Annotated in this window: 25 protein-coding genes; 17 read left to right on the plus strand and 8 right to left on the minus strand. The window is 55.4% G+C overall.

Annotated elements, in window-relative coordinates:
• The first annotated feature begins 14 nt into the window (after positions 1 to 14).
• The 7 genes from ispD to rpoS all read left to right on the plus strand — a co-directional run bounded on the left by ispD (position 15) and on the right by rpoS (position 5925).
• Positions 15 to 725 carry a 2-C-methyl-D-erythritol 4-phosphate cytidylyltransferase gene (gene ispD / locus F3J26_RS19960; RefSeq protein ID WP_166995610.1) on the plus strand — a complete coding sequence of 237 codons (711 nt, stop codon included), beginning with the start codon at positions 15 to 17 and terminating at the stop codon, positions 723 to 725.
• Positions 725 to 1204, plus strand: coding sequence for a 2-C-methyl-D-erythritol 2,4-cyclodiphosphate synthase (ispF, locus tag F3J26_RS19965; protein WP_008458332.1), 480 nt, complete (start codon positions 725 to 727; stop codon positions 1202 to 1204). Before ispD ends, ispF begins: the two co-directional genes overlap by 1 nt.
• Positions 1204 to 2250, plus strand: a complete 1047-nt coding sequence (gene truD / locus F3J26_RS19970) for a tRNA pseudouridine(13) synthase TruD (protein ID WP_008458331.1) — start codon at positions 1204 to 1206, stop codon at positions 2248 to 2250. The genes ispF and truD overlap by 1 nt, the downstream gene beginning before the upstream one ends.
• On the plus strand, positions 2231 to 2992 hold the full coding sequence (gene surE / locus F3J26_RS19975) for a 5'/3'-nucleotidase SurE (protein WP_039287134.1): 762 nt from the start codon (positions 2231 to 2233) through the stop codon (positions 2990 to 2992). Before truD ends, surE begins: the two co-directional genes overlap by 20 nt.
• The gene (locus tag F3J26_RS19980) at positions 2986 to 3612 is read left to right on the plus strand and encodes a protein-L-isoaspartate(D-aspartate) O-methyltransferase (RefSeq protein WP_008458329.1); all 627 of its coding nucleotides are present in this window, start codon (positions 2986 to 2988) and stop codon (positions 3610 to 3612) included. The genes surE and F3J26_RS19980 overlap by 7 nt, the downstream gene beginning before the upstream one ends.
• Before the next feature lie 130 nt (positions 3613 to 3742).
• A complete protein-coding gene (nlpD, locus tag F3J26_RS19985) occupies positions 3743 to 4876 on the plus strand; it encodes a murein hydrolase activator NlpD (protein WP_034809052.1) in 1134 nt (377 codons plus the stop codon).
• Positions 4877 to 4932: 56 nt separating this feature from the next.
• Positions 4933 to 5925 carry an RNA polymerase sigma factor RpoS gene (gene rpoS, locus F3J26_RS19990; protein WP_008458325.1) on the plus strand — a complete coding sequence of 331 codons (993 nt, stop codon included), beginning with the start codon at positions 4933 to 4935 and terminating at the stop codon, positions 5923 to 5925.
• A gap of 68 nt (positions 5926 to 5993) precedes the next feature.
• On the opposite strand, the gene mutS is transcribed toward rpoS, so the two are convergent.
• Positions 5994 to 8555, minus strand: coding sequence for a DNA mismatch repair protein MutS (gene mutS, locus F3J26_RS19995; RefSeq protein ID WP_166995612.1), 2562 nt, complete (start codon positions 8553 to 8555; stop codon positions 5994 to 5996).
• A gap of 282 nt (positions 8556 to 8837) precedes the next feature.
• Here mutS and F3J26_RS20000 point away from each other — a divergent pair, with 282 nt between their 5' ends.
• Positions 8838 to 9254: a hypothetical protein gene (locus F3J26_RS20000; RefSeq protein ID WP_008458321.1), complete on the plus strand. Its 417-nt coding sequence runs from the start codon at positions 8838 to 8840 to the stop codon at positions 9252 to 9254.
• A gap of 131 nt (positions 9255 to 9385) precedes the next feature.
• Positions 9386 to 10102 (plus strand): Type III secretion system effector HopBA1, encoded by a 717-nt coding sequence (locus F3J26_RS20005; protein WP_166995614.1) that lies wholly within the window; start codon positions 9386 to 9388, stop codon positions 10100 to 10102.
• Positions 10103 to 10139: 37 nt separating this feature from the next.
• Here the strand turns inward: F3J26_RS20005 and F3J26_RS20010 are convergent, their stop codons facing one another.
• The gene (locus tag F3J26_RS20010; protein ID WP_166995616.1) at positions 10140 to 11705 is read right to left on the minus strand and encodes a methyl-accepting chemotaxis protein; all 1566 of its coding nucleotides are present in this window, start codon (positions 11703 to 11705) and stop codon (positions 10140 to 10142) included.
• A gap of 577 nt (positions 11706 to 12282) precedes the next feature.
• On the opposite strand from F3J26_RS20010, the gene F3J26_RS20015 reads away from it, so the two are divergent.
• From F3J26_RS20015 to F3J26_RS20035, 5 genes are all read left to right on the plus strand, one after another.
• Complete coding sequence (locus F3J26_RS20015) at positions 12283 to 13371, plus strand: catalase family peroxidase (RefSeq protein WP_502706589.1); 1089 nt, start codon at positions 12283 to 12285, stop codon at positions 13369 to 13371.
• A complete protein-coding gene (locus F3J26_RS20020) occupies positions 13368 to 13910 on the plus strand; it encodes a cytochrome b/b6 domain-containing protein (RefSeq protein ID WP_166995618.1) in 543 nt (180 codons plus the stop codon). Before F3J26_RS20015 ends, F3J26_RS20020 begins: the two co-directional genes overlap by 4 nt.
• Before the next feature lie 20 nt (positions 13911 to 13930).
• Positions 13931 to 14443 carry an RNA polymerase sigma factor gene (locus F3J26_RS20025; RefSeq protein ID WP_166995620.1) on the plus strand — a complete coding sequence of 171 codons (513 nt, stop codon included), beginning with the start codon at positions 13931 to 13933 and terminating at the stop codon, positions 14441 to 14443.
• On the plus strand, positions 14440 to 15210 hold the full coding sequence (locus F3J26_RS20030; RefSeq protein ID WP_166995622.1) for an anti-sigma factor family protein: 771 nt from the start codon (positions 14440 to 14442) through the stop codon (positions 15208 to 15210). The genes F3J26_RS20025 and F3J26_RS20030 overlap by 4 nt, the downstream gene beginning before the upstream one ends.
• 129 nt (positions 15211 to 15339) lie before the next feature.
• Entirely contained in the window at positions 15340 to 16380 is a 1041-nt protein-coding gene (locus tag F3J26_RS20035; RefSeq protein WP_166995624.1) for a TerC/Alx family metal homeostasis membrane protein, read from the plus strand.
• 46 nt (positions 16381 to 16426) lie between these two features.
• Here the strand turns inward: F3J26_RS20035 and F3J26_RS20040 are convergent, their stop codons facing one another.
• The gene (locus F3J26_RS20040; protein ID WP_008458304.1) at positions 16427 to 17098 is read right to left on the minus strand and encodes an HAD-IB family hydrolase; all 672 of its coding nucleotides are present in this window, start codon (positions 17096 to 17098) and stop codon (positions 16427 to 16429) included.
• Positions 17099 to 17374: 276 nt separating this feature from the next.
• On the opposite strand from F3J26_RS20040, the gene trpS reads away from it, so the two are divergent.
• The gene (gene trpS / locus F3J26_RS20045) at positions 17375 to 18394 is read left to right on the plus strand and encodes a tryptophan--tRNA ligase (protein WP_166995626.1); all 1020 of its coding nucleotides are present in this window, start codon (positions 17375 to 17377) and stop codon (positions 18392 to 18394) included.
• Between the two features lie 214 nt (positions 18395 to 18608).
• Here trpS and F3J26_RS20050 read toward each other — a convergent pair whose 3' ends face one another.
• A complete protein-coding gene (locus tag F3J26_RS20050) occupies positions 18609 to 19640 on the minus strand; it encodes an MDR family NADP-dependent oxidoreductase (RefSeq protein ID WP_166995628.1) in 1032 nt (343 codons plus the stop codon).
• Between the two features lie 59 nt (positions 19641 to 19699).
• Between F3J26_RS20050 and F3J26_RS20055 the strand changes: the two genes are divergently transcribed.
• Positions 19700 to 20326 (plus strand): TetR family transcriptional regulator, encoded by a 627-nt coding sequence (locus F3J26_RS20055; RefSeq protein ID WP_166995630.1) that lies wholly within the window; start codon positions 19700 to 19702, stop codon positions 20324 to 20326.
• Positions 20327 to 20523: 197 nt separating this feature from the next.
• On the opposite strand, the gene gloB is transcribed toward F3J26_RS20055, so the two are convergent.
• From gloB to F3J26_RS20075, 4 genes are all read right to left on the minus strand, one after another.
• Positions 20524 to 21321: a hydroxyacylglutathione hydrolase gene (gene gloB / locus F3J26_RS20060; RefSeq protein WP_166995632.1), complete on the minus strand. Its 798-nt coding sequence runs from the start codon at positions 21319 to 21321 to the stop codon at positions 20524 to 20526.
• Positions 21322 to 21457: 136 nt separating this feature from the next.
• On the minus strand, positions 21458 to 22069 hold the full coding sequence (gene gstA / locus F3J26_RS20065; protein WP_166995634.1) for a glutathione transferase GstA: 612 nt from the start codon (positions 22067 to 22069) through the stop codon (positions 21458 to 21460).
• A gap of 34 nt (positions 22070 to 22103) precedes the next feature.
• Positions 22104 to 22661, minus strand: a complete 558-nt coding sequence (locus tag F3J26_RS20070) for an OsmC family protein (RefSeq protein ID WP_286180340.1) — start codon at positions 22659 to 22661, stop codon at positions 22104 to 22106.
• Between the two features lie 343 nt (positions 22662 to 23004).
• A complete protein-coding gene (locus tag F3J26_RS20075) occupies positions 23005 to 23943 on the minus strand; it encodes a LysR family transcriptional regulator (RefSeq protein ID WP_166995636.1) in 939 nt (312 codons plus the stop codon).
• A 258-nt stretch (positions 23944 to 24201) separates the two neighbouring features.
• Between F3J26_RS20075 and mltB the strand changes: the two genes are divergently transcribed.
• On the plus strand, positions 24202 to 25278 hold the full coding sequence (mltB, locus tag F3J26_RS20080; RefSeq protein ID WP_034809051.1) for a lytic murein transglycosylase B: 1077 nt from the start codon (positions 24202 to 24204) through the stop codon (positions 25276 to 25278).
• The last annotated feature ends 11 nt before the right edge of the window (positions 25279 to 25289 follow it).

Below are 25289 nucleotides of genomic sequence, written 5' to 3' on the forward strand. Positions count from 1 at the left end.
CATAAGTGAAAGGCATGGCAGACTCCTCCCCGGACGTAATTGCCGTGGTACCGGCCGCCGGTATCGGCAGCCGTATGCAAACGGAATGTCCTAAGCAGTACCTACACATCGGCGACAAAACGATTCTCGAACACGCGGTGGCTAGCCTGATGGCGCATCCGCGCGTGGGCCAGGTGATCGTGGCTCTCAGCCCCAACGACACCTATTTTTCCTCTTTACCGCTGGCAACCCATCCTCGCGTCACCGTGGTGACTGGCGGCAAGCAACGTGCAGATTCCGTGCTGGCTGGCCTGCAGGCCGCAGGTAATGCTGAATGGGTGCTGGTGCACGATGCCGCACGCCCCTGCCTGCACCGGGACGACCTGAATAACCTGCTGGCGATTACCACCGGCGGCAAAGTCGGCGGTATTCTGGCGGCCCCGGTTCGCGACACCATGAAGCGGGGCGAGCCAGGCAAAGGGCTGATTGCCCATACGGTTGATCGTGAAGATCTTTGGCATGCCCTGACGCCGCAGCTTTTCCCTCTCGAACTTTTGCGCAGCTGCCTGCTGCGCGCGCTGGATGAAGGTGCCACTATTACCGATGAAGCGTCGGCCCTCGAATATTGCGGCTTTCATCCAGAACTGATTAGCGCCCGGGCGGATAATATCAAGGTGACTCGCCCTGAAGATCTCGCCCTGGCGGCTTTCTATCTTACGCGGTTAACCCAAACGGAGAATGTATAATGCGTATTGGACATGGTTTTGATGTTCATGCTTTTGGCGGCGAAGGCCCGATTATTATTGGCGGCGTTCGTGTCCCGTTCGAGAAAGGGCTGCTGGCTCATTCCGACGGCGACGTTGCTCTGCATGCCCTGACCGATGCGCTGCTGGGTGCCGCCGCACTGGGGGATATTGGCAAGCTGTTCCCGGACACCGATCCTGCTTTTAAAGGAGCGGACAGCCGTGAGCTGCTGCGTGAAGCCTGGCGCCGGATTCAGGCCAAAGGTTTTACCCTCGGGAACGTAGATGTGACGATTATCGCCCAGGCGCCGAAAATGGCCCCGCACATCCCGCAGATGCGCGTGTTTATTGCCGAAGACCTCGGCTGCCATATGGATGACGTCAACGTCAAAGCAACCACCACCGAGAAACTCGGCTTTACCGGCCGCGGCGAAGGTATTGCCTGCGAAGCCGTGGCGCTGCTGCACAAGGCCGGCAAGTAATGGACATGCAGAACCTGACGTGGCTGCACGGCAAGCCGCAGGGCAGCGGCGTCATCAAGGCCAGCCCAGAAGATTTCGTGGTGATCGAAGATTTGGGCTTTGGCCCGGACGGTGACGGTGAACATCTGCTGCTGCGCATTCTGAAAAGCGGCTGCAATACACGTTTCGTGGCCGATGCTCTGGCGAAATTCCTTAAAGTTCATGCGCGCGAAGTCAGCTTTGCCGGGCAAAAAGACAAACATGCGGTGACCGAACAGTGGTTCTGCGTACGCCTGCCGGGCAAAGAGATGCCGGACATGAGCGCTTTTACGCTCGAAGGCTGTCAGGTGCTGGAGTTTGCTCGCCACCGCCGCAAGCTGCGCTTAGGCGCTCTGAAGGGAAACCGCTTTACCCTCGTGCTGCGCGAGGTAAGCGATCGCCACGAGATGGAGCAGCGCCTGCAGGCCGTAGCGGAGCAGGGCGTGCCTAACTATTTCGGAAGCCAGCGTTTTGGCATCGGCGGCAATAACCTGCATCAGGCGAAACGCTGGGCAGAAAGCAATGCGCCGTTGCGCGACAGAAATAAACGCAGTTTTTGGTTGTCGGCAGCCCGCAGCGCGTTGTTTAATCAGATTGTTAGCCAGCGCCTGAAAAAAACAGACTTTAATCAAGTTGTTGATGGCGATGCGCTACAATTGGCAGGGCGCGGCAGCTGGTTTGTGGCGACCCCGGAAGAACTTCCTGGCCTGCAACAGCGAGTGAATGACGGCGAACTGCTGATCACCGCTTCGCTGCCGGGCGATGGCGAGTGGGGAACGCAAAATGCAGCGCTGGCTTTTGAGCAGCAATCCGTGGCGGATGAAGAGATTCTGCTGGGGCTGCTGAAGCGTGAGCGAGTGGAAGCGGCGCGCCGTGCGATGCTGGTTCAGCCGAAAGAGCTGAGCTGGAACTGGTGGGATGATGTCACCGTCGAGCTGAACTTCTGGTTACCGGCGGGAAGTTTTGCCACCAGCGTTGTCAGGGAACTCATGAACACAGCGGGTGATTATGCGAATATTGCTGAGTAACGATGACGGAGTCCATGCGCCTGGTATTCAGGTGCTGGCGAAGGCGTTGCGTGAATTTGCCGAGGTGCAGGTGGTGGCGCCGGACAGAAACCGCAGCGGCGCATCAAACTCGCTGACGCTGGAGTCATCGCTTAGAACCTTTACCCTCGCCAACGGGGATATCTCCGTTCAAATGGGAACGCCGACGGACTGTGTCTATCTCGGCGTCAATGCTTTGATGCATCCGCGCCCGGATATTGTGGTGTCGGGCATCAACGCCGGGCCAAATCTCGGCGACGACGTTATCTATTCCGGCACCGTTGCGGCGGCGACGGAAGGGCGTCATTTGGGGCTCCCGGCGCTGGCCGTCTCGCTGGATGGCCATCAGCATTATGAGACCGCTGCGGCGGTCACCTGCTCTATTCTCCGGGCGCTGGCTCGGGAGCCACTGCGCACCGGGCGCATTCTGAATATCAACGTTCCAGATTTACCGCTGGACCAAATCAAAGGCATTCGCGTCACGCGCTGCGGCAGCCGTCATCCGGCAGACCAGGTGATTCGCCAGGAAGATCCGCGTGGCAACACGGTGTACTGGATTGGTCCACCGGGGGAAAAACTGGATGTTGCACCGGACACCGACTTTGCCGCCGTCGACGAAGGCTATGTGTCTGTGACGCCGCTGCATGTCGATTTAACCGCACATAGCGCCCATGAAGTCGTTGGCCACTGGCTTGAAAAAGCCGGAGTTGAGGCGCAATGGTAAGCAAACGCGTACAGGCTCTTCTCGATCAATTACGTGCCCAGGGCATCAAGAATGAACAGGTTCTTGAGGCTATTGCACAGGTGCCGCGTGAGAAGTTTGTCGACGAAGCGTTTGAACACAAAGCCTGGGAAAATACCGCGTTACCTATTGGGTCTGGTCAGACTATCTCTCAGCCGTATATGGTAGCGAGGATGACGGAGCTGCTGGAGCTGACGCCGCAGTCAAAAGTGCTGGAAATTGGCACCGGGTCTGGCTACCAGACCGCGATTCTGGCGCATCTGGTAGGGCATGTTTGCTCCGTGGAGCGTATCAAAGGGCTGCAATGGCACGCCAGGCGTCGCCTGAAGCAGCTGGATTTACACAATATTTCGACCCGTCACGGCGATGGCTGGCAGGGCTGGCAGGCAAAAGCGCCGTTCGACGCTATCATTGTGACAGCGGCACCGCCGGAAATTCCCACTGCGCTGCTGTCGCAGCTGGATGACGGCGGCATTCTTGTTTTACCCGTGGGGGACGACCGGCAGTTTTTGAAGCGCGTGCGGCGCCACGGGGATGAATTTTTAATCGACACGGTAGAAGCTGTTCGCTTTGTGCCCTTAGTACGCGGCGAATTAGCATAACCCGGAAATATCCGGTTTTTTTGCTGCCAATTCGGCGTAACGTAGCCGAATTCAGCAAAAGCTGGCGTGGATTACGCCGCTTTTCTACAGTGTTTTATGCATATCTGGTTGTTATCATTTTGGGGGATAAATGAGCGCGGGAAGCCCAACTTTTACTTTACGCCGGGCGGCGATGTTGACGCTAACCAGCCTTTGGCTGGCAGGCTGTACAAGCAACAATAATACCCAGGCGCCGATCAGTTCCGTTGGCGGCAATGGCAGTTCTTCAGGCTCTTCAACCGGCAGCCTGCTGGTGACGAAGCCACCGACAATGTCCGCTCCGATCCAGCAACCTCAGATTCAACCCGTGCAGCAGCCACAAATTCAACCGGTTCGCCAGCCTCAGGCCCAGCCCGTAGCGTCAGAGCCTGTACAGACTGAAAATGGCCGCATTGTCTACAACCGTCAGTACGGCAACATCCCTAAAGGAAGCTACGCGGGCGGCAGCACCTACACCGTTAAACGCGGCGATACTCTGTTCTACATTGCGTGGATTACCGGGAACGACTTCCGTGACCTGGCGCAGCGCAACAACGTACCGGCGCCATACGGTCTGGAAGTAGGGCAAACCCTCCAGGTCGGCAACGCCTCCGGCACGCCAATCACCGGTGGGAACGCGGTGACCGCCGCCGATGCCCGTGCGCAGGGCGTCGCGACGCCGGTTGAACAAAACTCAACCAGGGTAGTTGCTTCTAAACCGACAATTACGTATTCTGAGGATTCAGGTGAACAGAGTGCTACTAAAATGTTACCGGGCAATAAGCCAGCTGAGACTGTTGTCACAGCACCGGTGACGGCACCTGTGGTTAGCTCTACCGAACCTACCGTCAGCAGTACGTCTAACAGCTCGCCAATTTCAACCTGGCGCTGGCCGACCGACGGTAAGATCATCGAAAACTTTGCGGCAACCGAAGGGGGCAACAAAGGGATCGATATCGCTGGCAGTAAAGGACAGGCCATTATCGCGACCGCCGCAGGGCGCGTGGTATATGCCGGTAACGCGCTGCGCGGTTACGGTAATCTAATCATCATCAAACACAACGATGATTATCTGAGTGCCTACGCCCATAACGATACAATGCTGGTCCGGGAACAAGAAGAAGTTAAGGCGGGGCAAAAAATAGCTACCATGGGTAGCACCGGAACCAGTTCTACACGATTGCATTTTGAAATTCGTTACAAGGGGAAATCCGTAAACCCGCTGCGTTATTTGCCGCAGCGATAAACCGGCAAAACATTCATTGAGTGTATTGCCCAGGGATCACGGGTAGGAGCCACCTTATGAGTCAGAATACGCTGAAAGTTAACGAGTTAAACGAAGACGCGGAATATGATGAGAACGGAGTTGAGGCTTTTGACGAAAAAGCCCTTGTAGAAGAGGAACCCAGTGATAACGACCTTGCAGAAGAAGAGCTGCTGTCACAGGGGGCAACACAGCGTGTACTAGATGCGACTCAGCTTTATCTTGGAGAGATCGGTTACTCTCCATTATTAACAGCCGAAGAAGAAGTTTACTTTGCTCGCCGCGCGTTGCGCGGTGATGTAGCCTCCCGCCGACGCATGATCGAAAGTAACCTGCGTCTGGTGGTAAAAATTGCCCGTCGCTACAGTAATCGTGGTCTGGCGCTGCTGGATCTGATTGAAGAGGGTAATCTGGGGCTGATTCGTGCGGTTGAGAAATTCGATCCGGAACGTGGGTTCCGTTTCTCAACGTACGCCACATGGTGGATTCGTCAGACCATCGAACGGGCAATCATGAACCAAACCCGTACGATTCGCCTGCCCATTCACATTGTGAAAGAGCTGAACGTTTACCTGCGTACCGCTCGTGAACTCTCCCACAAGCTCGACCATGAGCCGAGTGCCGAAGAGATTGCCGAGCAGCTGGATAAACCGGTTGATGACGTTAGCCGTATGCTGCGTCTGAACGAGCGCATTACCTCGGTAGACACCCCATTAGGTGGTGACTCTGAGAAAGCGCTGCTGGATATCCTCGCGGACGAGAAAGACAACGGCCCGGAAGACACCACGCAAGACGATGACATGAAACAAAGCATCGTGAAGTGGCTGTTCGAACTGAACGCTAAGCAGCGTGAAGTACTGGCCCGTCGTTTTGGTCTGCTGGGTTATGAAGCTGCAACGCTGGAAGATGTGGGTCGTGAAATCGGCCTGACTCGTGAACGCGTTCGTCAGATTCAGGTTGAAGGCCTTCGCCGTCTGCGTGAAATCCTGCAGGCTCAGGGGCTGAACCTCGAAGCGCTGTTCCGCGAATAATCGACTCTTCAAATAAAAAAGCGGTGATGCAAATCACCGCTTTTTTTATGCCTGCCGTTTGGTAACGGCTACACCAAACTCTTCAGCCGATAGATCCACTCCAGCGCCTGACGCGGAGAAAGAGAATCTGGATCCAGGTTCTCCAGCGCCTCGACGGCAGGGGATGTCTCTTCCGCCGTGGCCAGCAGCGACATTTGCGTCCCATCCACCTGGCTTGCGGCCGCATTGCCGGAAATGCTTTCCAGCTCGCGCAGCTTCTGGCGCGCACGTTTGATCACGTCTTTTGGCACACCCGCCAGCGCGGCTACGGCCAGGCCGTAACTCTTGCTCGCCGCGCCGTCCTGCACGCTGTGCATAAAGGCGATAGTATCCCCATGCTCCACGGCATCCAGATGGACGTTAGCCACGCCTTCCATTTTCTCCGGCAGCGTGGTCAGCTCGAAATAGTGGGTAGCGAACAGCGTCAGCGACTTAATACGGTTGGCCAGGCTTTCGGCGCAGGCCCAGGCCAGCGACAGGCCATCATAGGTCGATGTGCCGCGGCCAATCTCATCCATCAGGACCAGGCTGTGTTCGGTCGCATTGTGCAGAATGTTGGCGGTCTCTGTCATCTCCACCATGAAGGTTGAGCGACCGGAAGCCAGGTCATCGGCAGCGCCTACGCGGGTAAAGATGCGATCAACCGGGCCAATTTCTGCCTGCTGAGCTGGCACAAAACTGCCGATATAGGCCAGCAAAGCAATTAACGCGGTCTGGCGCATATAGGTACTTTTACCGCCCATGTTCGGGCCGGTAATGATCAGCATTCTACGCTGAGGGGAAAGGTTTAGCGGGTTAGCGATAAACGGTTCGCTGAGCACTTGTTCCACTACCGGATGGCGGCCCCCGACCAGCTTAATGCCGGGCTTGTCCGTCAGCGTCGGGCAGGTGTAGTTCAGGGTATAAGCGCGCTCGGCCAGGTTCACCAGCACGTCCAGCTCCGCCAGCGCGGTAGCGCTTTTTTGCAGCGCTTCCAGGTGCGGCAGCAGCAAATCAAACAGCTGATCGTAAAGTTGTTTCTCCAGCGCCAGCGCTTTGCCTTTGGAAGTCAGGACCTTGTCTTCGTACTCTTTCAGCTCAGGAATAATGTAGCGCTCGGCGTTTTTCAGCGTCTGGCGGCGAACATAGTTGATCGGCACCAGATGGCTTTGGCCGCGGCTGACCTGGATGTAGTAGCCGTGCACGGCGTTAAATCCCACTTTCAGCGTATCAAGGCCCAGGCGTTCGCGTTCGCGAATTTCCAGGCGATCCAGGTAGTCAGTTGCGCCATCGGCCAGGGCTCGCCATTCGTCCAGCTCTTCGTTATAGCCGGGAGCGATAACGCCGCCGTCGCGCACCAGCACCGGTGGCGATTCGATAACCGCCTGCTCAAGTAATTCGCGCAGCGCTACAAATTCACCCATCTGCTCGCGCAGGGTTTGCACGTAGTCGGTGCTTACGTCAGACAGGGTCCCGCGCAAGGCGGGCAGTTGCTGGAAGGCATAACGCATACGAGCCAGATCGCGTGGGCGAGCGGTGCGCAGCGCCAGACGGGCAAGGATACGTTCCAGGTCGCCGACCTGACGCAGCGTAGGCTGAATATCTGCGGTGCGCTCCTGCAGGGCCGCAATAGTTTGCTGCCGCCGGGTGAGCACATCGACGTTACGCACCGGCATATGCAGCCAGCGTTTGAGCATACGGCTGCCCATCGGCGTCACGGTGCAGTCCAGCACCGAGGCCAGCGTGTTCTCCACGCCGCCGGACAGATTCTGGGTGATCTCAAGGTTACGGCGGGTGGCTGCATCCATAATGATGCTGTCCTGCTGCCGGTCCATGGTCACGGAACGGATATGCGGCAGGGAAGTGCGCTGGGTATCTTTGACGTATTGCAGCAGACAGCCGGCGGCGCAAAGCCCATGGTGGGCGTTCTCGACGCCAAAGCCGGTCAGGTCCCGAGTGCCAAACTGCAGATTTAGCTGCTGGCGCGCGGTTTCAATCTCGAACTCCCAAAGCGGGCGGCGGCGCAGGCCACGGCGGCCATCAATCAGGCTCATCTCAGCGAAGTCTTCCGCATACAGCAGCTCCGCCGGATTGGTGCGCTGAAGTTCGGCGGCCATGGTTTCACGGTCTTCCGGTTCGGTCAGGCGGAAGCGCCCGGAACTGATGTCGAGCGTCGCATAGCCAAAACCTTTGCTGTCCTGCCAGATTGCCGCCAGCAGGTTATCCTGGCGCTCCTGCAGCAGCGCTTCGTCGCTGATGGTGCCCGGCGTGACGATGCGAACGACTTTACGCTCAACCGGCCCTTTGGTGGTTGCCGGATCGCCAACTTGTTCGCAGATGGCCACGGACTCACCAAGGTTCACCAGTTTAGCCAGGTAATTTTCCACCGCGTGATGAGGCACGCCCGCCATTGGAATAGGTTCGCCCGCAGAAGCCCCGCGCTTGGTCAGGGAGATATCCAGCAGTTGAGAAGCGCGTTTGGCATCGTCATAGAACAGCTCGTAGAAGTCACCCATACGGTAAAACAGCAGGATGTCACGGTGCTCGGATTTAAGACGCAGATACTGCTGCATCATCGGGGTATGGGCGTCGAAGGTTTCGCTAGTACTCATGGAGTGATGATATCCATTTCGTTGAATTTTAAGTGGTTAGTGATGTTTCTGGTTCTCATTATTGCTCACTAATACGGCGTAAACTGCACGCGGGAATCGCCCCGCAGATGGCCCATGATAACGGAGTATCAAAGGCAGGAAAACAGCGGTTAAACGACATTGCTGAAAGCCTCGCAACGCGTTGCTGTTCTGATATGTTCTAGCGGCGGCTGGTTGTAATACCGCAGCTTGGCGAACGTTTTCGCCTTCATTCTGTTTAAACGGTTAAATTCCAGGGTGTCTATGAGAAAGTGGGTACTGGCGGGCGTGCTGGCAGTGACGGGGTGCGTTTCTTTTCAACAGCTTGATGAGGGTTTGCGTGGCCTCGTGGGCCAGGATAAAACCGTCGCATTTAAAATATTAGGCTACCCCGATAATCAGCAAACGTTTGACGACACGAAAGTTTATACGTGGATAACGAACAGTACGGGAGCCGAGCCTTATATTTCGCCGCAAACGACCACCGGTACGGTCAACGGTAAACCGTTTGAGGCCACGACAACACAAACCACGTTTGTGCCGGTTAACTACAGCTGCAAAATTCAGATCTCTACCGACAGCAAAGGCATTATCAAAGACTATAAATACAACAGCACCGATCCCAGCGTGATGGGCTGCATGAACTACATTAAAAGCCTTAATAATTACTATAAAAGATAGATCCCGCCCGATCCGGCAACGTATTTGAGTTGCCGGATGTTGCGTTTAGACACATCTTTTTGACCCTGTTTTCAGGAACTCAATTTTCAGTGACCCACTTATCAGAAAACATCCCAACATCGGAGATAACCATGTTTTCTGCAGTCGGTCAGTCAAATCGCGTTCAGCCCGCCGCTCTTAACACCAGCGGAAGGATCCACCCTGATATTAAAATTAAGCCGCCGGTAAACGATCCCGTTCAGGCCCTGGCTAACCTGTTCCGGGATAACAAGCTTGCTTACCTGGGCGACGTGCATGGTCAGCTTGCGATCCCTGAATTTGTCGGCCATGCCATTCCCGAGTTGAAAAAGGCTGGTGTGGATCTGCTGGCGGTAGAGTTTGTGAAATACAGCGATAACGCCTTGTTTCACGAAGCGCTGGCTCATGGCAAAGAGGCGACAAAAAACTTCATCATGAACGCCTGGTCAAAACACGGCGAGGCCTGGGTAGATAAGGTTGCCGGGGCACTTTATGAAGCGCACAAAGCGGGTATTTCCGTCGCCGGCATTGACCGCCATATTCCCGGCGCTGCGCCGAAAACGCCGATGGAAGCCATCAAATACATGAACAAACGGCTGGCGCTCAATATTGCCTGGAACGCTGCGGCAGAAAAAGAAGAGCATGCCATTGGCGCACGTAAAACGCTGGTTTGGGGCGGCGGCGGTCATTTTCACCATAGCCGTGAACAAGGCCCTAAAGATATGCGTCCCGGCCCTGTGGTTTCTTTCGACTCGAGTGGTAAAGCCCCAGGCTGTTCGCTGAACGAGAAAGACGACAATAGTCACCTGGTGATTAATTTCCCGAAATAAAAAAACGGGGAATGGCGATTCCCCGTACTTTGTAGGCTCAGGAAGCAACCTGGAAAACGCTGACGGTTTCACGCAGAACGCGAGATTGCCTATCGAGAGAGGTTGCCGTGGAGGACGTCACCTCAACCAGCGCGACGTTCTGCTGCAGGTTTTTATCCATCTGCGCAACGGCCTGGGCAACCTCATTCACGCCGGTCGCCTGTTCTGCTGAGTTATGCGCAATTTCGTTCACAATGCTGTTCACCTGGCTGACGGTGGTTAAAATCTTGCTCATGGTTTCCGCCGCCTGATCGATCTCCTGGGCCCCGCTGTTTACCCGCTGCACTGAGCCGGTAATCAGGCCTTTTATTTCTTTCGCGGCGCTGGAAGAGCGTTGAGCAAGGGCTCGAACTTCAGTGGCGACAACGGCAAAACCCCGGCCTTGTTCACCCGCTCTGGCGGCTTCAACGGCGGCGTTCAGTGCCAGAATGTTGGTCTGGAAAGCGATCCCCTCGATCACGGAGGTAATGTCCGCAATACGTACGGATTCCTGAGTGATCTCCTCCATAGTACTGACGATCCCCTGCACCATTTCACTTCCCTGGGTGACTTCGCTTGCGGCAGAGCTGGCAAGTTTGCTGGCGTACTGCGCGCTTTCCGCATTGTTCCGCACCGTGCTCGCCACCTGATCCATCGCCGCTGATGTTTGCTGTAGCGCCGCAGCCTGGTTCTCCGTCCTTGCAGAAAGCGAGCTACTTCCTTTGGCAATTTCCGCGCTGGCGCTCGCCACACCCTCTGCGTTCTGGCGAACTTCCAGCACCAGCTGGCGCAGCGAATTCTGCATATGGCTGAGCGAGGCCAGAATACTGCTGGAGTCTTTTTTACGCAGCTCGGGCGTTTGCGTCAGATCTCCGGCGGCGATAGCGTTGGTCATACGCAGTAAATCAACCGGTTCACCGCCGAGGGAAAGCGTGATTTTGCGTGTGGTTGACCAGGTGATCAGCAGTCCAATCGCCACGGCAACCAGCGCCAGGGTAAGCATCAGAAGGTGAAATGTTCGCGCAATACCGCGCGCCGTATTAGCCAAAGCGTCGTTAAGCTGAGTCTCCATGTCGATAAAACCGTTAATGGTGGCCAACCAGTTAACAAAAGCAGGACGAGCCTGATTGAGGATGACCTGGCGCGCGCCCTCCACATCGCCTTTTTGCTGAAGAGCGATAATTTCATTCACCAGCGGGAGCGTTTGCTGCTCGGCCTCTTTTATCTTTTCGTACTGAGTACGCTCTTCGGGCGTTACGTCACTGCCCTGGGCAAAGATGCCTTCCATCGGCTGAACGGAGGCCTGGTAATCCTGCTCCAGCTTGCGGATGTGTTCCACAACGCCCTGCAGTTCGCCTGCCGGCACCAACGTCACGTCGCGGATGGCAATTGAACGGTCATGTACGCTGCCCCTGAAATTAACGGCGTAGCGCTGTTTAACGTTATTGACATCGTTGATGGCGATCAACGCGTTGTTTATTTTATTTACCTGCATAATCGCCACCAGCGTCAGCATAATCAGCGTTAATAAAATAATGATAAAGCTGCCGCTTATTCGCGAACCTACGGAAAGGTTTTTAAACATAATAACTCTCTTTTAATTAATATTGAGCGTGATGTTAATGGTGTTGTCGGAGTATTTTCCTGCAGTGGATACAGGAGGGTAAGTTGTCTTGCTGGCTTACAGGGTGGAAAGGAAATTAATCTGCAGGCAAAAAGTTGTCAATAGGGCGGATTTTTAACGATGCGCGCAGTGTTGGTAGCGATGAAATACTTTATTCCATAACTAACAATGGCTTTTATTTTTTCTCTCCCTAAGTTAAATGATGTTGTTTTTAGTTTGTGGTTTCACTTTATTTCTATGTTTTAAACTTGGCGTCGATGACTTGTAATCATTCACTCGGTACGTTCGTTACGTCTGCTAACAAAAGTTTATTGTTTTTTTAATATTTAACTTTTTTACCTATTGATGAAAAAGGCCGAACCGGTTTTTTTAATGTCCACACTCCCGAAATATATAAAAAGTAATAACAATCATTCCCCTGCTTTTGATAGTGGAATACGGACGATAAAAATTTTTAATTACCTGGGAATAAATGCTCATTTCGTTCGTCCTATGTGCTCCAAAACCCAATACCGTTTCATTATTGTGAGCCGATCCTATGCGAGAACCTCGTCCGCCTTTCTGCGCGATGTTTAAAAATTTACGCTACCCGCAGCAATTTTTACTGCGTGGCACCGTGATAATCGCCATTCCGTTAGCCCTCTGCCTGCTGTTTGCCTGGGCGTGGGGGGCCCTGACGCCGGGGCGTTTATCCCCCGACAAGCTGGTTAATGCGCTGGAAAAAACGGGAGGAGAGCACCCCGGCTACCGCCGCAATCATGCCAAAGGGGTCTGTGTAGTGGGATATTTTGACTCCAACGGTAGCGCCAGCGCGCTGTCGAAAGCAACGGTGTTCCTGCCGGGCAATACGCCGGTCATTGGCCGCCTGGCAATTGCTGGCGGTAACCCCAACGCGCCCGATGGTGCGGTGCCAGTGCGCAGTATGGCGCTGCAGTTTATCACCCGTGATGGCCAGGAGTGGCGTACCGGGATGAACGCGCTGCCGTTCTTTAGCGTCGCAACGCCGCAGGGCTTCTACGATCAGCAAATGGCGGGTATTCCCGATCCTAAAACGGGCAAACCCGATCCAGCCAAAATGAAAGCATTTATCAGCACTCACCCGGAGGCAAAGCCGTTTTTTGCCTGGGTGAAGGGCTATGTGCCGACGTCGAGCTGGGCTAGCGACAGCTACAACAGCCTGAACGCCTTCTTATTTACCAATAAAACTGGGGACGTTCATGGCGTGCGCTGGAGTATGCAGTCGCAAACCCCCGGCGTGCCGGTGACGGCGGAGGACAAAGCGAATCCTTTGTTCCTGCAGCAGGACATCAAGCAGCGCCTGCAGCAGGGGCCGCTGAAATGGGATTTGATTATCAGCGTGGCTGAAAAGGGCGATGTGATTAACGATGCGACAAAAGCCTGGCCCGATAGCCACCAAAAACTTAACGCAGGCACGCTGGTGCTCACTACCGAACAAGATCAAGCTGACGGCAACTGCCGGGACATCAACTACGATCCTCTGATCTTGCCGGAAGGTATTTCTGGCTCAGACGATCCGCTGCTTAGCGCGCGCTCTGCGGCTTATTCATCATCCTTCAATCGCCGCACGCATGAAGAAGCTCAGGTAAATAAAGGGGGCCGGTTATGAGCAAAGTGACGTATTTTCACCCTCTGCTGCGCGTCGTTCACTGGGCGATGGCGCTGATGATCGTGGCAATGCTGTTTATCGGCGTGGGGATGGTGTCCACGGTGTCGGCATTACACGCTTTTTTATACTCATTGCATAAACCGCTTGGCGTTGCCATTCTGCTGTTGGTTATCTTGAGGGTTTATCTCCGCCTTCGTTATAAAACGCCGTCGCTCCCGGCGAATCTGCCGGGTTTTCAGGTAGCGCTGGCACATTTATCCCACTGGCTGCTCTATCTTCTGATGGTAGCCCAGCCGCTGGTAGGCTGGGCCATGCTCTCTGCCGCGGGCTATCCTGTGACGCTGGGGCCTGGCATCACGCTACCGGCGCTGGTGGCGAAAAATATTGAGCTTTATGCCGTGCTTCGGCCGCTGCATACCTGGCTTGCTCTGCTGCTGTTCGTCATCGTAATTCTGCATCTGACCGCCGCATTATTTCATGCGCTGCTATTGCGTGATGGCGTGTTCAGCAGTATGACGGGCTACAAAGGCCGGGGCTAACATCGCCAGTGGAGTAAATCATGTCAAAACTGAGCGAACAGGAAGTACGGGAAATGCTGCCGCATCTGCAGCGTTTCGCCCTATGGCTCACGCGCAATCCTCATGCCGCGGAGGATTTGGTGCAGTCCTGCCTTGAGAAAGCATTTACCCGCGAGAGGAATCTGGCGGCAAGGGAAAGCCTTCGCACCTGGCTGTTCTCTATTCTCTACCGGCAATTCATTGACGGCGAGCGGCGAAAAAGACGCTATCAGCGTATTTTGTCGCTGTTTACCGGCGATGAACACCCGGTGGCCGCGTCAACGGAGGAGATGCTGATCAACGACGATATGCTGGCGATGTTCAGCCAGCTTCCCGTGGAGCAGCGCGCATTACTGCTGCTCATCAGCGTAGAAGGTTTGAGCTATAAAGAGGCGGCTGAGTCGCTGGATATTCCGTTGGGAACCGTGATGTCGCGTTTGTCCCGAGCCAGAAAACAGCTGCAAAAATGGGATGAAGGCACGCCATCCACCCCGGCGTTAAGGAGATTAAAATGAAATCGCGCATACCTGACGAGCAGGATCTCCATGCCTGGGTTGACGGGCAGCTGGATGACGAGCGCAAAAAGTGGGTTGAGCACTATTTGCAGCAGCACCCCGAGCAGGCCGCACAGGTCAAAAAATGGCAGGCCGATGCCCGGCGTTTACGTCTTTCGCTGGATGAATTTGTGCCACAGGTTTCTGCCCCTGCTTCGGAAGTACAGCGGGCGCGGCAGCAAATCCAGCGCACTCGCCGGTGGCGGTTAGCCGTTGCTTTTAGCCTGCTGTTCTCCGTCGGCATGGGCGGCGTGGCCGGGTGGCAGCTGCATGCCAGCGAAGTTCTGCGGCAAATTCTGCCGATGGAAGATGCCGTGCAGGCCTATCGTCTGGTGAACAGTGGCAGCGTGAAAGCGCTGGACGTTGTGGCCAGCGATCGCGCGGAGGTGAATAACTGGATGAGTCGCTACTTTATTAACGGGGCGCTGGCACCAGACCTCGATAATTACGGTTTTACGCTGGTGGGCGGGCGTTTAATGGTAACCGAGCAGGGGCCGGCGGCGCTGGTGGTCTACCGGGACGCTCAGGGCACGCGCGTGGCGTATTATATCCGGCCCTCCGGCATGTTTACGCTGGGGAAAGGGGAGCGACAGGACGATAACCTGACCGCGCAGTACTGGAGCGATCGCCGCTATAACTACGCGATGATAAGCCCGGCCAATGACAGCCAGACGGCGAGGTTACAACAGGCGGTAGCGCAGTACGCGGGGGATGCGCAAGCAATTTAATGCAGGCGTCGGTTTATTCGCCAATGTCAGAAAAAATATACCATTTTTGCCTGAAGGTCTTATCCTGAATGGAGTGAGGCGGCACTCGGATCCCCCGAAGCTGCCTCCGTCATTCCTGAAGGATAAAACATGATATCTACACATATTGGCTTCCCGACCGAAACGGTAGCGGTATTTCTTGCGCTTTCGGTGGGTGCCATTTTTATCGACCTCTTTATGCACCGCAAAGACGAGCCCATCTCGCTGAAAAGTGCCGCATTGTGGTCGGTGTTCTGGGTTGCAGTGGCAATGCTTTTTGCCGGTTTTTTATATCTTCATCACGGCGCAGAAGTCGCCAGCCTGTTTGTCACCGGCTACGCGCTTGAGAAGGTGCTTTCCGTCGATAACCTGTTTGTGATGATGGCGATTTTTGCCTGGTTCGGCATTCCGGATCGCTACCGGCACCGCGTGTTGTACTGGGGCGTTATCGGCGCGATTGTTTTCAGAGGCATTTTTGTGGCCATCGGCACCGGGCTGTTGTCGCTGGGGCCTTATGTTGAAATCGTGTTTGCGCTGATTGTGGCGTGGACGGCGGTGATGATGCTCAAAGGCAACGATGGAGAGGACGAAGTTGAGGACTACTCTCAGCATCTGGCTTATCGGCTGGTAAAACGCTTTTTCCCTCTTTGGCCAAAGCTTGCCGGGCGCAAATTCCTGCTTAACCAGGCTGAGGTTGACCACGAGCTGGCGAAGCCAGAAAACCAGGCCATCACCGTTGGGCGAGTAAAAAAAGCCACGCTGTATGCTACGCCGCTGATACTTTGCGTGGCGGTGGTTGAACTGTCTGACGTGATGTTCGCTTTTGATTCTGTCCCGGCCATTATTGCCGTCAGCCGTGAACCGCTGATCGTCTACAGCGCAATGATGTTTGCGATACTTGGCTTGCGTACCCTGTATTTTGTGCTGGAAGCGTTAAAACAGTATCTCGTTCACCTGGAAAAAGCGGTGGTGGTGCTGCTGTTCTTTATCGCCGTTAAGCTCGGGCTTAACGCCAGCGAACATATCTGGCATCACGGGTACAGCATCTCGGCCACCGCCAGCCTGTACGTTGTGTTGGGCGTGCTGGCCGTGGGCATCATCCTCAGCGTCATGTTCCCGGCAAAAGCGGAATCAAGCGACAGTAAGAACTGAACAGGATGAAGGACGCCTTCGGGCGAGGGCGTCCTGATGACGAGATTCAGAGATGTTTGTCGAGGCGTAATCTTTCGATAGGTGAGCGACGACGAGATTTGGCGCGGTGGAAGTGGCGCCAGTGGTAATCCCTGGCTGCGGTCAGCAGCTCATAATCCCCTCTTGAATCCCCCCAGGCGCGCAAATGCAGCTGGTTAAGCGGGCCATAAATCTGTTCCAGACGCTGAATCTTTTGATCGCAGCGGCAGTTATGGCCGTTAATGCGGCCGGTTAACACGCCGTCCACCACTTCAAGCTGAGTGCCGATGAGCTTCACGCCCAGACGTTCGGCGAACGGCAGCAGCACGATGGCCGGAGACGCAGAGCACAGCGTAACTTCAGCGCCAGAACGTAGCTCAGCGGCAACCGCCATCAGCCCACGCGGGCGCATCATTTTTTCGAAGTTTTTCGCGCAATACACTTCGGCTTTATCCTTAACCCACTGCTCATTCACGCCGGTTAAGAAGGTTGAAATCAGGATTTCTTTTAATTCATCGCGGGTCAGTTTCCGGCGCAGGCATTTGAGCGTCGGAATGACCATACGCATCATCTTGCGCGCGAAGGTTTTGCGCCCAAAGGCAAACCGCAGGAACGGGACAAAGCTATCGCTATGGGTCAGCGTGCCGTCAAAATCAAAAACCGACAGGACGCCTGGCGAAGGATCATTCATAACAACCATAGATTCCCAACTTTCCTTTTTATCTGTTCGTCGCGAGGGCATCTTGCGAACGATGGGGAAATTATAAACTTTTAAATCCCGCTACGGAAACCATCGCGAAATGTGATAGGGTAGCCGAATGAACATAAATCACACCGCACTTATCGTTATCCGCTGGTGGCTGTCTCTTTAGAGGCGGCAGGAATTCGTTCACCCTTTTCTAATAGCCGCCGGAAGGCGGCTATTTCGTTTAACTGTTCGCCCTCCGGCAAGATTTATCATCTTCAGGAGGCAGTTATGAGCAGTTCACACGCTTTACAGCAAACCATTCTTACCGGCGACCGTCCAACCGGCCAGCTTCACCTTGGGCACTACGTCGGCTCACTGCGTAAACGCGTTCAGCTTCAGGATGAGCACCAGCAGCACATTTTGGTCGCCGACCTTCAGGGGCTAACCGACAACGGCAGCCGCCCGGAGAAAGTCGCCGAAAACATTCTGCAGGTGATGGCGGACTACCTGGCGGTTGGCATTGATCCGCAGAAAACCACAATCTGCCTGCAATCCTCTCTGCCAGCGCTGACCGAACTCACCATGTTGTATATGAACATCGTGACCGTCGCCCGGTTGGAAAGAAACCCGACGGTAAAAAGCGAGATAGCCCAGAAGGGGTTTGTTCGCTCTTTGCCTTCTGGTTTTCTTGTCTATCCGATAAGCCAGGCCGCGGATATTACCGCATTTAAAGCCAGCCTGGTGCCGGTGGGGGACGATCAACTGCCGATGATCGAACAGGCCAATGAAATTGTGCACAAGATGAATAGCCTGACGCCGACGCCGATATTAACCCCCTGCAAAGCGTTGCTCAGCCCGGTCAGCCGTCTGCCGGGCATTGACGGTAACGCTAAGATGTCAAAATCCCTGGGCAATACGCTCACCCTTTCCGCCAGCGAACAGCAGATTCATCAGGCCGTGAGCGCCATGTTTACCGACCCGGATCATCTGCGCGTCAACGATCCGGGAAAAATTGAAGGCAATGTGGTGTTTACCTATCTGGATGCTTTCCATGAAGACAAAGAGAACGTTGAGGCGATGAAAGAGCACTACCAGCGCGGTGGGCTGGGGGATCGGCAGTGTAAAAACGAGCTGGAAACCTGTCTGCAAAACCTGCTGGCGCCGATCAGAGAGCGGCGAAATCGCTTTATCGAAGATAAGCCTTATTTGCAAGAGGTGTTGAAAGCCGGGAGTGAGAAAGCGCGAGCGCTGACGCAGCAAACGGCGGACGAAGTGAAACGTGCGCTGGGGCTGCCGGTGCTATTTTAACGGCAGAAGGGCGCGAGACGGCGAACATCGACGCTTTAGTCAGCCAGCCGGTGAAGCCTGACAGAGCAAGGGCTGGTGGAATACAACCGCCCGCGCTCTCATAATTTTTGAAGAATCTGGCAGTGAAGCGTACCTGTCGGGGCTGAAAAACCACAAAGCTTAAATAGCACGTGGCACCCAGGCAGGTATGCTTACGGCAACATGATGACAAGCCCTAAAACTCGACAAACACGGTGCCGAAGTATCTGCCCTCCGCAATAGCCTGAATGGCCTCTGGGGCCCGCTCTATCCCATTGACGATGACATGTGGAAACACGATATCCCCTGTTTGAAGCCATTCTGCAAATCTCGTATCCCATTCCGCGTGAGCATCCGGGTCGTCGTCAGCGCTGTATCCGCGTATCGTGATCTTTTTCAGGAGGATCTGGACTGAATCTAGCTCGACGGGGGCTTCCCGTCCCGTTCCTGCATCAGCGAGCTGGCCCGACAGAGCCCCGACGATCGCAATTCGGGCACCTGGGCGTGCTGCCACGATGGCTGACTGCAGTTGTTCCCCGCCTACGCAATCGAGCACGACATCAACACCTTCCGGAGCGACTTCACGCAGCTGTGCCACATCGCTGCCGCAGCCCCGAATCACCGCCGCGTCGTAACCTAATTCCTTAACAAGCCGTTCGGCTTTTTGCCTGGAGCTTGTGCTGCCAATCACTCGTCCAGCGCCAAGCTGTCGGGCGATCTGCCCGGCCATAGAGCCTATTGCGCCGGCCGCGCTGGTGATAAGGACGGTATCACTGGGCCTGATTTCAACGCCTCGCGTCAATGCCGCATAAGCCGTCGAGCCATGCGAAAGGCTCGCGACGTCCGGATAAACTCGGCTATCAACACGGACGCACTCCGCGAGCGGGACGGCGGCATACTCGCGCCAGCCCATGAAATGCCGAACCCGATCGCCCGGCCTGAGTTCACTCCCAGGTGGAGAAGAAAGGACCTCGCCGAGCGTTTCCTCCGCCAGAGTGTCGCCCGGCTTCAGCGCCGGAAACGGTACGCCAGGGATGGTTTCGGCGCCCTCGCTGATCATCATGCGCAGCGAGGCGGAGACTCGCGAATAACGGTTCCTGACCAGAACCTCATCGTTTTGTGCAACGGGTAAAGCCACTTCGACTATCTCAAAGTCAGAAACCTTTGGGCGGCTGGTGGGTCTGACCTTGAGTCGGAGTTCACGGCTTGTGGCTGGCAGAGGATGCACCTGACCAATCCTTGTATAATGTGAGCCTGGAGTTCACATTTTGAGTTGGAGGCACAGTGATGTCTACTCGCATTCAGCCGTGCGATAACGGGATGCGGAAGCTCCCAAAGCAGAAGCGTTCTCAGGCGACAGTGAGCGCGATCGTCGAGGCTGCGACTCAGGTTTTAGGTGAAAAAGGCTGGCGATACTTCACCACCAATGAAGTGGCCGAGTTTGCGGGTGTCAGCATCGGGTCGCTTTACCAATACTTTCCCAACAAGCTCGTACTCGTAGAGGCCATTAGAAAGAAGCATTTCAGCGATGTTATCAACGTCCTGCAGGCTGCCAGTGAAAATACCGAGGATGTGAACCAGAGCTTCAACCTGCTGATCGAAGGTATGCTGTCGGTACATGGGGCACATCCCGCTCTACATCGGGCCCTGGTGGAAGAAGCCCCCCGGAGCGACGAGGCTATTTCGGCTCACGCCGAATTTGAAAAAAAGTATAACGAGTACTACCTCGCCCTTGTTTCCCGGTATGGGGCGCGACGGAATGCCGATGATATTCAGACAGCGGCGTGGACATTATCCGCTGCTATTGAAGGGATTGTGCATCAGGCGGCCTTACGTGGATTGACCGGTTCATCGGCGCTGAAGCGGGAATTGGTTCAGTTGCTTTTTGGGTACTTAAGAGGGCAGACAGCATAAACACACGCTTTTACTTTCCGCCTGTGTGTCTTTGAATCTTCCCTCCCAGGAAACTTCAACCGGCTGGCATTGGGCAACGAGTGGCGGTTTTTAATAACCGGCTTATGCATCTGTTACGCCACTTTTGGACGTAACAGAGCTTTAGCTATCTCGTTTAGCCTGTTATATCGACGTGAGCTAAAAATTTCCGAAACCATTCACAGATTTTTTAGCTCCCGGAAAGCGTCTTTCATACGGCGTAGTTTGGCAAAGACTTCCCAGTTGGCGCTCTCCATGCAACCCAATCGGGAGCGTATGGAAGCCCGATCGACGCGTAGAAACGGATTGGCCGCGAGCTCCGTTGCCAGTGTCGATGGAACGGTCGGCATGCCCGCTTGCCTCTTGTTCTCTATCAGCGCGATCTGCTTCAGCAGATCGGCGTTGTCTGGTTCGATTGTGAGCGCGAAGCGGGCATTGTCGGCGGCGTATTCGTGCGAGGAATAGATGAGCGTTTCCGGCGGCATCGATCTTATTTTATCGATCGAAGTCCACATCTGGGCCGGCACAGCTTCCTGGACACGCCCGCAGCCAAGATGAAAGATGGTGTCGCCGGAAAAGAGAAGCCCGGCCTCCTTGAACCAAAAGGCGATGTGCCCGCTCGTATTCCCCGGCACGTCGATAACCAGGGCAATATGCTCCCCCAATGCTACCGTATCGCCTCCGATCACGCCCCGATCGATACCCGGGATATCATCCACTTCGGCCGCCGGGCCAATGACGCGTGCCCCTGTTTTTCGCTTGATCTCCGTGTTGCCTGAAACGTGGTCCCAATGATGGTGCGTATTAAGGATCAGATCTACGCGCCTCCCTTCAAGCACATCCAGTACCGGACTGGCCTCGGTTGGATCAACGACGGCCAGGGCACCTGTCCGTAAATCCTCTATAAGGAAAATATAATTATCTTCGAGAACGGGCAGGATCTGCACCGATAACCCATTGCACTTTTCAACGATCATCCTGGACTCCTGGAAACAATAAAGCGCGGCGCTGTTTGATGGGAAATTAGAGCGCCGCTGAGGCATTGAACCCCGAATGAATAACCGCTGCCGCCGGCGCCGGGTATTGGCCGGCGGCTTGCGATCTACTTACTGCTCAGCGCGGGGGCAGACCTTCTGCCGCGCGTGCGGCCTGAACGCTGGGGCGCTGTTCCATGCGCCGCATGAATCGTTCAATGGCCGGGTAAACGGACATGTCGATCCCAACGCGGGGCGGCCAGTTCAGTACGTTATAGAGATAGGCATCAGGTGCCGAAAATTCGTTGCCGAGCACATAGTCGTTGTTCGACAGATGCTCTTCAACAAAGGCGAACCGACCTTTGAGGAATCCTTCGGCGTAGCGGTTTTTCGCCGCATCGTCGAAAAAGGGCTGGAACATCGTCGACATCCCTTTGGCAAGGTCGGTCGCGATGACATTGAGCCATTCCAGCGCGCGATAGCGCTCCTGCGTGCCGAAGGGTGGCAGCAGGTTAAGGCCGGGGTTCTGGTCGGCGATCCACTGCAGAATGACTGCACCTTCGGTAATCAAGTCACCGTTATCGAGCACCAGAATCGGAATGAAGCCTTTCGGGTTCACATCGAGATAATTGCCCTCGACAGTCGTCTTCGTGGCGAAGTCTACTTTGACCAGCTCGAAGGCAAGGCACGCCTCTCGCAGCGCGATGGCCGGGGAAAGCCCGCAAGAGCCAGGGGAGTAATAGAGTTTCATGAGTCCTCAGATTTAATGTTGAGCTTGTTGGCGGTTATGGTTCGAGGATTTCCAGCGTTTCGACCATGCGGATCGCCCGGGAGAAGTTCGCCAGGTTGACCGACGTTCTTGTCGCCTTGGCGTGTAATTCCTCAACCCGCTCGCGGGTGGCATCAGTGCGCAGTCGCACCACATACCGGATTTCGTCATAGCCGGGATTCACGCTGTCATCCAGGCCCAGGAAACCTCGCAGGTCCAGTTCACCGTCAGTTTCGATTTCAAGGCTGTGGAGGGTGATGCCCATGGCGGCCGCATTCGCCGCATAGCCGACTGACATGCAGGCGTTTAGCGCTGCCATCAGCAGTTCCTGTGGGTTAGGCGCGGTATTCTGTCCCAGCAGCTGGGCCGGTTCGTCGGCGGCAATCTCGAAATGGCGTGCGTGTTTCTCGCCCCCCAGTTCGTAATGATCGACGCTCGCTACCGTCCGCGTCTGGCCCTGCCATTTCGTTTTAACGTTGAAGCGGATTGCGCCCCTGGCCGGGTTGTCGCGCACGTCCTGGGCGAATTGTTGTAGGTCGGCGACGTTGATACCGTTTACGGTTTTGCCCATCATATGATCCTCCAGAAGCCGCTCTGCGGCTGGTTGTCAAAGTCAGATTGCCTTGCCGTTTTGGCGGCTTTCTTGCGGCCATCTTAAACATGGCCTGTAGTCGGAAAAAGCCATGTAAATGGATATGACTGTTCGAAATAGCGAACAATGACAGGCAGCCAATTCGGGGCTCGAGCTTCAAGATATGTCCAGCCGGCAGGAGAGTTTCCCGGTCGGGTTACCCTCCCGGGTAGGGCTATGGCTCCGGCTTCAAGCTAGCTGGGATGTGCGGGGCGGGGTCAAGGCAGGTGGGATCGTTTTCGAAGAAGTGGGGGCCAGCGGCAACTCAACGCCATGACATGAGAAGTTAAGTGCGACGGGCACGACGGGCTGTCGCCGGGGCCATACCTGGATGCTTCGCAAAAAGCTCGACAATCCACTCCACAAAAACGCGGACCTTGGTCGATAGATGGCGATTCTGCGGATACACCACATGAATAGGCATCGGATCATTGCTCCAGTCGTCGAGTATCAACTCGAAACGGCCATCTTTCAGCATGGGTTCCATCAGGAATGCCGCCATTTGCACGATGCCCAGGCCGGATAAGCCAGCCGCGGTATATGCATAACTGTCATTCAGTGCGATGGGGCCGGTGAGAGTACGCTTGATACGTTCCCCCTCACGGGAAAAATGCCAATCAAAAATCTGGCCAGTGCGGGGCGAAAAATAATTCAGGCATTGATGATGCACCAGATCGTCCGGGTGCAGGGGGCGGCCATGACACTTCAGGTAGGACGGGGCCGCGCAGGTCATGTAGTGCATAACGCCCACGCGACGTGCAATCAAGCTAGAGTTGCGTAGCTCGCCGACCCGCACGGCACAATCTACGCCCTCCTCGATCAGATCGACTGAGCGATCGCTGCAGCCCAGTTCTAGCCTGATGTCAGGGAAACGGGCAAAGAAATCAGGCAGGGCGGGCACCAGAACTTCGCTGGCAAGACCGGTGGGGGCATCGACCCGCAGCCGTCCTTTTGGACTGAGCCTGGTGCTTGAGAGCGATTCTTCCGCTACGCGAATCTCCGTCAAAATGCGTAAACTATGTTCGTAGTAGGCGGCACCGTCCGCGGTGACGCTGCAGTGACGTGTGGTACGGTTCAGCAGCCTGACCCCCAGCGTTGTCTCCAGCGTCTTAATCAGCGTCGACACCGTCACTTTGGGCAGCTTCATGGCTTCCGCCGCACGACTGAATCCGCCGGCGTCAACCACCTGCACAAAGACTTCCATCGCTTGAAATTTATTGTTCATCTCAGGGCTTATTGTTCGCTATTTTGAACGGTTATATCAATTTAGATCACTTTTTTAAATGATATGCCCTTCCGACGCTTCCGGTAACGCATTGCGGCGGTTTGGCAGAGGGAAGATTCATCTCCGGGCTGCCAATAAGTCGCGGCCAGAGACCCGTCGAGTATGACGTGAGGGGCCAGAGAGACATATTCAGATGAGTAATTATGGATTACCATTGTTGCGAAACTTTCGCGAACATTCACAGGGACAGCCCATCAGATGCGTTATTCAGCCGCAGCACTTCTTCCTATGCTGGTTTTACTCTCTGCCTGTAGCAGTAAGCCGAAAACCGCCGAACAGCAGACGACCAGCGGCACGCCGTCTGGCGGTTTCCTGCTCCAGCCACAGCACGATGTCTTTATGCAAACCGGTGATTTTGCCTACAACCCGGAAGCAGAAAAATTCATCGACAAAATGGTGAATGAGCATGGCTTTGACCGTCGCCAGCTGCATGAAGTGTTGTCCCAGGCCAAACGTCTGGATTACGTGCTGCGCCTGATGGATCAGCAGGCACCGACGACCGCGCCGCCTGCCGGGCCGAACGGGGCATGGCTACGCTATCGCGCTAAATTCATCACGCCGGATAACGTACAGAACGGCGTTAAGTTCTGGAACCAGTATGAATCGGCCCTGAACCGCGCCTATCAGGTTTATGGCGTGCCGCCGGAAATCATCGTCGGGATCATCGGGGTTGAAACCCGCTGGGGCCGCGTGATGGGTAAAACGCGCATTGTGGATGCTCTCGCGACGCTTGCCTTTGCCTATCCGCGCCGCGCGCAATACTTTGCGGGCGAACTGGAAACCTTCCTGCTGATGGCGCGTAATGAAGGGGACGATCCGCTGGCGCTCAAAGGCTCCTTCGCCGGAGCAATGGGTTACGGGCAGTTCATGCCTTCCTCATTCAAAGAGTACGCGGTGGACTTCAATGGCGACGGGCACGTGAACCTGTGGGATCCGGAAGATGCCATCGGCAGCGTGGCGAACTATTTCAAAGCACACGGCTGGGAGAAGGGCGACATGGTTGCCGTGCCGGCCAATGGGCAGGTACCGGGGCTGGCTAACGGCTTCAACACCAAATACTCAGTGGCGGCGCTGGGCCAGTCCGGCCTGAGCCCGCAGGGCGCTTTGGGCAACCATCAGGAAGTGAGCCTGCTGCGCCTGGATATGGGCGATCGTTACCAGTACTGGTACGGGCTGCCAAACTTCTACGCCATTACCCGCTACAACCACAGCACCCATTATGCGATGGCGGTATGGCAATTAGGGCAGGCCGTCGCGCTGGCTCGCGTTCAGTAATACGTTTTATC

Source organism: Enterobacter sp. Ap-867 (genome assembly GCF_011752855.1).
Lineage (GTDB): Bacteria > Pseudomonadota > Gammaproteobacteria > Enterobacterales > Enterobacteriaceae > Cedecea.

Bases quoted from the DNA above. Each gene is read 5' to 3' on its own strand.
- ispD (WP_166995610.1), top strand. From the start codon at position 15: ATGGCAGACTCCTCCCCGGACGTAATTGCCGTGGTACCGGCCGCCGGT.
- ispF (WP_008458332.1), top strand. From the start codon at position 725: ATGCGTATTGGACATGGTTTTGATGTTCATGCTTTTGGCGGCGAAGGC.
- truD (WP_008458331.1), top strand. From the start codon at position 1,204: ATGGACATGCAGAACCTGACGTGGCTGCACGGCAAGCCGCAGGGCAGC.
- surE (WP_039287134.1), top strand. From the start codon at position 2,231: ATGCGAATATTGCTGAGTAACGATGACGGAGTCCATGCGCCTGGTATT.
- F3J26_RS19980 (WP_008458329.1), top strand. From the start codon at position 2,986: ATGGTAAGCAAACGCGTACAGGCTCTTCTCGATCAATTACGTGCCCAG.
- nlpD (WP_034809052.1), top strand. From the start codon at position 3,743: ATGAGCGCGGGAAGCCCAACTTTTACTTTACGCCGGGCGGCGATGTTG.
- rpoS (WP_008458325.1), top strand. From the start codon at position 4,933: ATGAGTCAGAATACGCTGAAAGTTAACGAGTTAAACGAAGACGCGGAA.
- mutS (WP_166995612.1), bottom strand. From the start codon at position 8,555: ATGAGTACTAGCGAAACCTTCGACGCCCATACCCCGATGATGCAGCAG.
- F3J26_RS20000 (WP_008458321.1), top strand. From the start codon at position 8,838: ATGAGAAAGTGGGTACTGGCGGGCGTGCTGGCAGTGACGGGGTGCGTT.
- F3J26_RS20005 (WP_166995614.1), top strand. From the start codon at position 9,386: ATGTTTTCTGCAGTCGGTCAGTCAAATCGCGTTCAGCCCGCCGCTCTT.
- F3J26_RS20010 (WP_166995616.1), bottom strand. From the start codon at position 11,705: ATGTTTAAAAACCTTTCCGTAGGTTCGCGAATAAGCGGCAGCTTTATC.
- F3J26_RS20015 (WP_502706589.1), top strand. From the start codon at position 12,283: ATGCGAGAACCTCGTCCGCCTTTCTGCGCGATGTTTAAAAATTTACGC.
- F3J26_RS20020 (WP_166995618.1), top strand. From the start codon at position 13,368: ATGAGCAAAGTGACGTATTTTCACCCTCTGCTGCGCGTCGTTCACTGG.
- F3J26_RS20025 (WP_166995620.1), top strand. From the start codon at position 13,931: ATGTCAAAACTGAGCGAACAGGAAGTACGGGAAATGCTGCCGCATCTG.
- F3J26_RS20030 (WP_166995622.1), top strand. From the start codon at position 14,440: ATGAAATCGCGCATACCTGACGAGCAGGATCTCCATGCCTGGGTTGAC.
- F3J26_RS20035 (WP_166995624.1), top strand. From the start codon at position 15,340: ATGATATCTACACATATTGGCTTCCCGACCGAAACGGTAGCGGTATTT.
- F3J26_RS20040 (WP_008458304.1), bottom strand. From the start codon at position 17,098: ATGGTTGTTATGAATGATCCTTCGCCAGGCGTCCTGTCGGTTTTTGAT.
- trpS (WP_166995626.1), top strand. From the start codon at position 17,375: ATGAGCAGTTCACACGCTTTACAGCAAACCATTCTTACCGGCGACCGT.
- F3J26_RS20055 (WP_166995630.1), top strand. From the start codon at position 19,700: ATGTCTACTCGCATTCAGCCGTGCGATAACGGGATGCGGAAGCTCCCA.
- gloB (WP_166995632.1), bottom strand. From the start codon at position 21,321: ATGATCGTTGAAAAGTGCAATGGGTTATCGGTGCAGATCCTGCCCGTT.
- gstA (WP_166995634.1), bottom strand. From the start codon at position 22,069: ATGAAACTCTATTACTCCCCTGGCTCTTGCGGGCTTTCCCCGGCCATC.
- F3J26_RS20070 (WP_286180340.1), bottom strand. From the start codon at position 22,661: ATGATGGGCAAAACCGTAAACGGTATCAACGTCGCCGACCTACAACAA.
- F3J26_RS20075 (WP_166995636.1), bottom strand. From the start codon at position 23,943: ATGAACAATAAATTTCAAGCGATGGAAGTCTTTGTGCAGGTGGTTGAC.
- mltB (WP_034809051.1), top strand. From the start codon at position 24,202: ATGCGTTATTCAGCCGCAGCACTTCTTCCTATGCTGGTTTTACTCTCT.